2 protein-coding genes are annotated in these 8006 nt (G+C 34.0%); both read left to right on the forward strand.

The genetic code is table 11. From position 1 onward, the window contains the following. Positions 1–391 (forward strand): transposase (locus HT719_RS09545; RefSeq protein WP_172929029.1); only part of this gene is annotated, 391 nt, incomplete at its 5' end. A 577-nt stretch (positions 392–968) separates the two neighbouring features. Beyond that, positions 969–7634, forward strand: coding sequence for a S8 family serine peptidase (locus tag HT719_RS09550; protein WP_172929031.1), 6666 nt, complete (start codon positions 969–971; stop codon positions 7632–7634). Positions 7635–8006 lie beyond the last annotated feature (372 nt).

The raw sequence follows: 8006 nt of genomic DNA on the forward strand, positions 1-8006 counted from the left end.
CCAGTTCTCTGAACGAAAACGTGGTCAAGCCGAGAATTTCATCAAGGAGATGAAGGAGGGATTTTTTGGCGATAAAACGGATAGTTCAAGCTTAATCAAAAACGAAGTTCGTATGATGAAGAGCTGTATCGCCTACAATCTCTATCTTTTTCTCAAACATCTAGCTGGAGGTGACTTCCAAACTTTAACAATCAAACGCTTCCGCCATCTTTTTCTTCACGTGGTAGGAAAATGTGTTCGAACAGGACGCAAGCAGCTCCTCAAATTGTCTAGTCTCTATGCCTATTCCGAATTGTTTTCAGCACTTTATTCTAGGATTAGAAAAGTCAACCTAAATCTTCCTGTTCCTTATGAACCACCTAGAAGAAAAGCGTCGTTAATGATGCATTAAATAACAGTCGAGATGAAAAAATCGTGTGACGCACCAAGGGAGGAGTCGGCCCTTTTGAGGAAATCTAGCGAGGAAAAACGATACTGGAACAGCAGAAAGTAAAACTGGCCTCATGAGGAGGAAGAAAGTGGCTCATGAGGTCAGGGGTTTTGTAAGTTACATCTAGTTGAGAGAGGTATGAATGATTTGGGGTTAAGTCTTATTCTTAGCGGTTATTTATATTGTTTAATAGCGCTGATATTTCATCAATGATGTTTGACTTTGTGATGCTGCTAGTGCTTTAAGTTGATTGCTACTATTTTTGATGGTGTGAATGTTCTGACAATGTACCCCAGCTAACTACGAAAGTTTTTGACTCTATATTTTTAATGTGTGTTAAAAAATAAATTAACACATATTAATTTTTCTTGACTTAAATTTAAAAAATGATATACTATTTTTATGGAGAGCTAACAATTATATATAAATGTACTACTCTATTTCCTAGATAATACTTAGTAAAACTTTTTATAACAAAGGCTAGCAAAGTTAAAGTTTTCTATCTATTGGAAGTTAAATAAATATGTAAGGAATTAAAATGAAAAAAAGTACAGTATTGTCATTAACCACAGCTGCAGTTATTTTAGCAGCCTATGCCCCTAATGAGGTAGTCTTAGCAGATATATCTAGCTCTGAAGATGCTTTAAATATCTCTGATAAAGAAAAAGTAGTAGTAGATAAGGAAACAGAAAATAAAGAGAAACATGAAGAGATTCATCATGCTATAGAAGCTTCAAAGGATACTGAAGAAAAGAAAACAACAATTATTGAGGAAAAAGAAGTTGTTAGTAAAAATCCTGTGATAGACACTAAAACTAGCAATGAAGAAGCAACAAGCAAAGAAGAAAATTCCAATCAATCCCAAGGAGATAAAGCGGACTCGTCTGCAAGTAAAGACTCAGAAAGTCCCAAAAAAGAGGATAGACTTGTCTATATTGCTGAATTTAAAGATGAAGAGTCTAGAGAAAAAGCAATCAAGGGACTATCCAGTCTTAAGAATACAAAAGTTTTATATACTTATGATAGAATTTTTAACGGTAGTGCCATAGAAACAACTCCAGATAACTTGGACAAAATTAAACACATAGAAGGTATCTCATCGGTTGAAAGGGCACAAAAAGTCCAACCCATGATGAATCATGCCAGAAAGGAAATTGGAGTTGAGGAAGCTATTGATTACCTAAAGGCCATTAATGCTCAATTTGGAAGAAATTTTGATGGCAGAGGTATGGTCATTTCAAATATCGATACGGGGACAGATTATAGGCATAAGGCTATGAGAATCGATGATGATGCCAAAGCCTCAATGAGATTTAAAAAAGAAGACTTAAAAGGCACTGATAAAAATTTCTGGTTGAGTGATAAGATTCCTCATGCTTTCAATTATTATAATGGTGGTAAAATAACTGTAGAAAAAGCTGATGATGGAAGTGATTATTTTGATCCACATGGAATGCATATTGCAGGGATTCTTGCTGGAAATGATACTGAAAAAGATATCAAAAACTTTAATGGCATAGATGGAATTGCGCCTAATGCACAAATTTTCTCTTATAAAATGTACTCTGACGCAGGATCTGGATTTGCGGGTGATGAAACAATGTTTCATGCTATTGAAGATTCTATCAAACACAACGTTGATGTTGTTTCGGTATCATCTGGTTTTACAGGAACAGGTCTTGTAGGTGAGAAATATTGGCAAGCTATTAGAGCATTAAGAAAAGCAGGCATTCCAATGGTTGTCGCTACGGGTAACTATGCGACTTCTGCTTCAAGTTCTTCATGGGATTTAGTAGCAAATAATCATCTGAAAATGACCGACACTGGAAATGTAACACGAACTGCAGCACATGAAGATGCGATAGCGGTCGCTTCTGCTAAAAATCAAACAGTTGAGTTTGATAAAGTTAACATAGGTGGAGAAAGTTTTAAATACAGAAATATAGGGGCCTTTTTCGATAAGAATAAAATCACAACAAATGAAGATGGAACAAAAGCTCCTGATAAATTGAAATTTGTATATATAGGCAAAGGGCAAGACCAAGATTTGATAGGTTTGGATCTTAAGGGCAAAATTGCAGTAATGGATAGAATTTATACAAAGGATTTAAAAAATGCTTTTAAAAAAGCTATGGATAAGGGTGCACGCGCCATTATGGTTGTAAATACTGTAAATTACTACAATAGAGATAATTGGACAGAGCTTCCAGCTATGGGATATGAAGCGGATGAAGGTACTAAAAGTCAAGTGTTTTCAATTTCAGGAGATGATGGTGTAAAGCTATGGAACATGATTAATCCTGATAAAAAAACTGAAGTTAAAAGAAATAATAAAGAAGATTTTAAAGATAAATTGGAGCAATACTATCCAATTGATATGGAAAGTTTTAATTCCAACAAACCGAATGTAGGTGACGAAAAAGAGATTGACTTTAAGTTTGCACCTGACACAGACAAAGAACTCTATAAAGAAGATATCATCGTTCCAGCAGGATCCACATCTTGGGGGCCAAGAGTAGATTTACTTTTAAAACCCGATGTTTCAGCACCTGGTAAAAACATTAAATCTACTCTCAATGTCATTAATGGGAAATCAACTTATGGCTATATGTCAGGAACTAGTATGGCAACTCCAATCGTAGCAGCTTCTACTGTTTTGATTAGACCGAAGTTAAAGGAAATGCTTGAAAGACCTGTATTGAAAAATCTTGAGGGAGATGACAAAATAGACCTTACAAGTCTTACAAAAATTGCTTTACAAAATACTGCGCGACCTATGATGGACGCAACGTCTTGGAAAGAAAAAAGCCAATACTTTGCATCACCTAGACAACAGGGAGCAGGGCTAATTAATGTTGCCAATGCTTTGAGAAATGAAGTTGTAGCGACTTTCAAAAACAAGGATTCTAAAGGTTTGGTAAACTCTTATGGTTCTATTTCTCTTAAAGAAATAAAAGGAGAAGAAAAATATTTTACAGTTAAGCTTCACAATACATCAGACAGACCTTTAACCTTTAAAGTTTCAGCATCAGCGATAACTACAGATTCTCTAACTGACAGATTAAAACTGGATGAAACATATAAAGATGAAAAATCTCCAGATGGGAAGCAAATTGTTCCAGAAATCCATCCAGAAAAAATCAAAGGAGCAAATATCACATTTGAGCATGATACTTTCACTATAGGCGCAAATTCTAGCTTTGATTTGAATGCGGTTATAAATGTTGGAGAGGCTAAAGACAAAAATAAATTTGTAGAATCATTTATTCATTTTGAGTCAGTGGAAGAAATGGAAGCTCTAAACTCTAACGGGAAGAAAATAAACTTCCAACCTTCTTTGTCGATGCCTCTAATGGGATTTGCTGGGAATTGGAACCACGAACCAATCCTTGATAAATGGGCTTGGGAAGAGGGTTCAAAATCAAAAACAATGGAAGGTTATGATGATGATGGTAAACCGAAAATTCCTGGAACCTTGAACAAGGGTATTGGTGGAGAACATGGTATAGATAAATTTAATCCAGCAGCTGTTATTCAAAACAGAAAAGATAAAAATATTACATCGCTAGACCAAGACCCAGACCTATTTGCCTTTAACAACCAAGGTATTCATGCAGAATCCACTAGTGGATCTAATGTTGCTAACATTTATCCTTTAGATTCAAATGGAAATCCTCAAGATGCTCAACTTGAAAGAGGATTAACCCCTTCTCCACTTGTATTAAGAAGTGCAGAAGAAGGATTGATTTCAATAGTAAATATAAATAAAGAGGGAGAAAATCAAAGAGACTTAAAAGTCATTTCGAGAGAACACTTTATTAGAGGAATTTTAAATTCTAAAAGCAATGATGCAAAGGGAATCAAATCATCTAAACTAAAAGTTTGGGGTGACTTGAAGTGGGATGGACTCATCTATAATCCTAGAGGTAGAGAAGAAAATGCACCAGAAAGTAAGGATAATCAAGATCCTGCTACTAGGATAAGAGGTCAATTTGAACCGATTGCGGAAGGTCAATATTTCTATAAATTCAAATATAGATTAACCAAGGATTATCCATGGCAGGTTTCTTATATACCAGTAAAAATTGATAATACAGCTCCAAGAATTATTTCAATTGATTTTTCTAATCCAGATAAAATTAAATTGATTGCAAAAGATACCTACCACAAGGTAAAGGATGAGTACAAACACGAAACCTTGTTTGCTAGAGACCAAAAAGAACATCCTGAGAAATTTGAAGAAGTAGCCAACGAAGTATGGTATGCTGGCGCCGCTCTTGTTAATGAAGATGGAGATGTTGAGAAAAATCTTGATGTAACTTACGCCGGAGAGGGTGAGGGAAGAAATAGGAAACTTGACAAAGACGGAAATACCATCTACGAAATTAGCGGAGCAGGAGATTTAAGAGGAAAAATCATCGAAGTAATCGCCCTAGATGGCGCAAGCAACTTTACCAAAATCCATAGAATTAAATTTGCTGATAAGGCTGACAAAAATGGAATGATTTCTTATTACCTAGTAGATCCTGAGAAAGATGCTTCTTCTTACAAAAAACTAGGGGAAATTTCTGAAGATAAACTTAAAAATGCCCAAAGTCCAGAAGCCTCAAATAACGTAGAAGAAAAGAAAGAGACTGTTGAAGAAAAACCTATAGAGGGACCTTCAACTCTAGAGTTAGACAAAGAAATCTCTACTGTAAGAAACTTTGAAAATAAAGACCTAAAGAAACTCATTAAAAAGAAATATAAGGAAGAAGAAGACTTTGTAAATGGCGGAAAAAGAAAAGTAGAGCTTGATTATCGATATGATGCTAAGGGAAATATAACTGCCTATGTGGATGGAAGTGCTCTAGAATATGAGACTGAGAAACTTGATGATGTTAAATCAAAGCTTGGTGGTGTATTAAGCCCATCAAAGGATGGACATTTTGAAATTCTTGGAAAAGTAAGTAATGTATCCAAAAATGCTAAGGCTTACTATGGCAATGACTTCAAATTAATAGAAATTAAGGCAAGTAAATACGACCCACAAACTAAAACTCTAACCTTTGACTTATTTGCAAACACAAATGATGTAGTCGATGGTCTATCCTTTACGGGTGATATGAATATCCTTGTAAAAGATAAGGGTGAAACAAAAGCTAAAACTAAAATTAGAATGCCTGAAAAAAATAAGGAAACTAAAACAGAATATCCCTATGCATCAAGTTATGGGAATGTAATCGAATTAGGAGAAGGAGATCTTTCAAAAAACAAACCAAACAATTTAACTGAAATGGCATCTGGTAAAATCTATTCTGATTCAGAAAAACAACAATATCTATTAAAGGATAATATCATTCTGAGAAAAGGCTATGCACTAAAAGTGACTACCTATAATCCTGGAAAAACGGATATGTTAGAAGGAAATGGAGTCTATAGCAATGAAGATATAGCAAAAATACAAAAGACCAATCCTAATCTAAGAGTCCTTTCAGAAAAAATAATTTATGCTGATAGTAGAAATGTTGAAGATGGAAGAAGTACTCAAGCTGTATTAATGTCGGCTTTGGACGGCTTTAACATTGTAAGGTTTCAAGTGTTTAGATTTAAAATGAACGATAAAGGGGAGGCAATCGATAAAGATGGAAATCTTGTGACAGATTCCTCTAAACTTGTATTATTTGGTAAAGATAATAAAGAGTATCATGGGGAGGAATATTCTAATGTAGAAGCTATAAAAGAAGATGGCTCCATGTTATTTATTGATACCAAACCAGTAAACCTTTCAATGGATAAGAACTACTTTAATCCATCTAAATCTAATAAAATTTATGTACGAAATCCAGAATTTTATTTAAGAGGTAAGATTTCTGATAAGGGTGGTTTTAACTGGGAATTGAGAGTTAATGAATCGGTTGTAGATAATTATTTAATCTACGGAGATTTACACATTGATAACACTAGAGATTTTAACGTTAAGCTTAATGTTAAAGACGGTGACATCATGGACTGGGGAATGAAAGACTATAAAGCAAACGGATTTCCAGATAAGGTAACAGATATGGATGGAAATGTTTATCTTCAAACTGGCTATAGCGATTTGAATGCGAAAGCAGTTGGAGTCCACTATCAGTTTTTATATGATAATGTTAAACCCGAAGTAAACATTGATCCTAAGGGAAATACTAGTATCGAATATGCTGATGGAAAATCTGTAGTCTTTAATATCAATGATAAAAGAGATAATGGATTCAATGGTGAGATTCAAGACAAACATATTTATGTAAATGGAAAAGAATACACATCATTTGATGATATTAAACAACTAACAGATAAGACACTAAACATTAAGATTCTTGTAAAAGATTTTGCAAGAAATACAACTGTAAAAGAATTCATTTTAAACAAAGATACGGGAGAGGTAAGAGAACTAAAACCTCATACGGTAACTGTGACCATGCAAAATGGAAAAGAAATGAGTTCTAAGATAGTGTCGGAAGAAGATTTCATTTTACCTGTCTATAAGGGTAAATTAGAAAAAGGCTATCAATTTGATGGCTGGGAAATTTCTGGTTTCGAAGGGAAAAAAGATGCTGGCTATGTTCTTAATTTATCAAAAGATACCTTTATAAAACCTGTATTCAAGAAAATAGAGGAGAAAAAGGAGGAAGAAAATAAACCTACTTTTGATGTATCCAAAAAGAAAAATAAGGTGCAAGTAAATCATAATCAATTAGATGAAAGTCACAGAAAAGAGGATTTACAAAGGGAAAATCATTCCCATAAATCTGATTCAACTGAAGGTGTCAAAGCTACAGTTCCTGTACAAGTAAATCATAATCAATTAGATGAAAGTCACAGAAAAGAGGATTTCCAAAGAGAAAATCATTCACACAAATCTGATTCAACTGAGGGTGTCACAGCTACAGTTCCTGTACAAGTAAATTATAGTCAATTAGATGAAAGTCAAAGATCTGATTTAACTAAGGATGTCAAAGCTACAGTTCCTGGTAGAAATGATAAAAACTTTGAAAATAAGACTGAAGTTTATCCTAATGAACCAGAGAACATAGCCAATAAAGACACCAATATTGATAGTAAATCAACTACTAACAATGATAGGTTACCAAAAACCGGAACAGTTAGCGAAGTCTTCACGTCATTGGTTGCCGGAATAATGTTTACCTTAGGTGCATTTCTTGGATTAAAGAAAAAAGATTAAGATTAAGACAAAAGCTATAGATGAAAAAATGGTTTATGTACTGAGATGGTGTGATGATGAAACAGTTTTGTGAAAATAGCTATTTATAACTCAATTATTTAGTTTACTTTACTATTGATACTCTTTTTGGATTTATTAATAGACTTAGTTTAGAAAACTAATGAATTGATTGAAAGGGTTAGTATTGACAAATATTGATTAGCAAATAGAGTCTTTCAAAATTTAAAGGCTAATAGAGGTGATGAGACAATTTCAAGGAATTAAGTAGCGTTTGGTTGCTTAATTCCTTTTCATTTGGGAGGTAGTTTTTCACCTGCTTCGTAACCGCCCAATAACGAAGTATAGTAGTAACAGCCCAATAACGAAGTATAT

This window comes from Streptococcus sp. k-378 (genome assembly GCF_013277505.1).
GTDB classification, from domain to species: Bacteria; Bacillota; Bacilli; order Lactobacillales; family Streptococcaceae; genus Streptococcus; species Streptococcus pseudopneumoniae.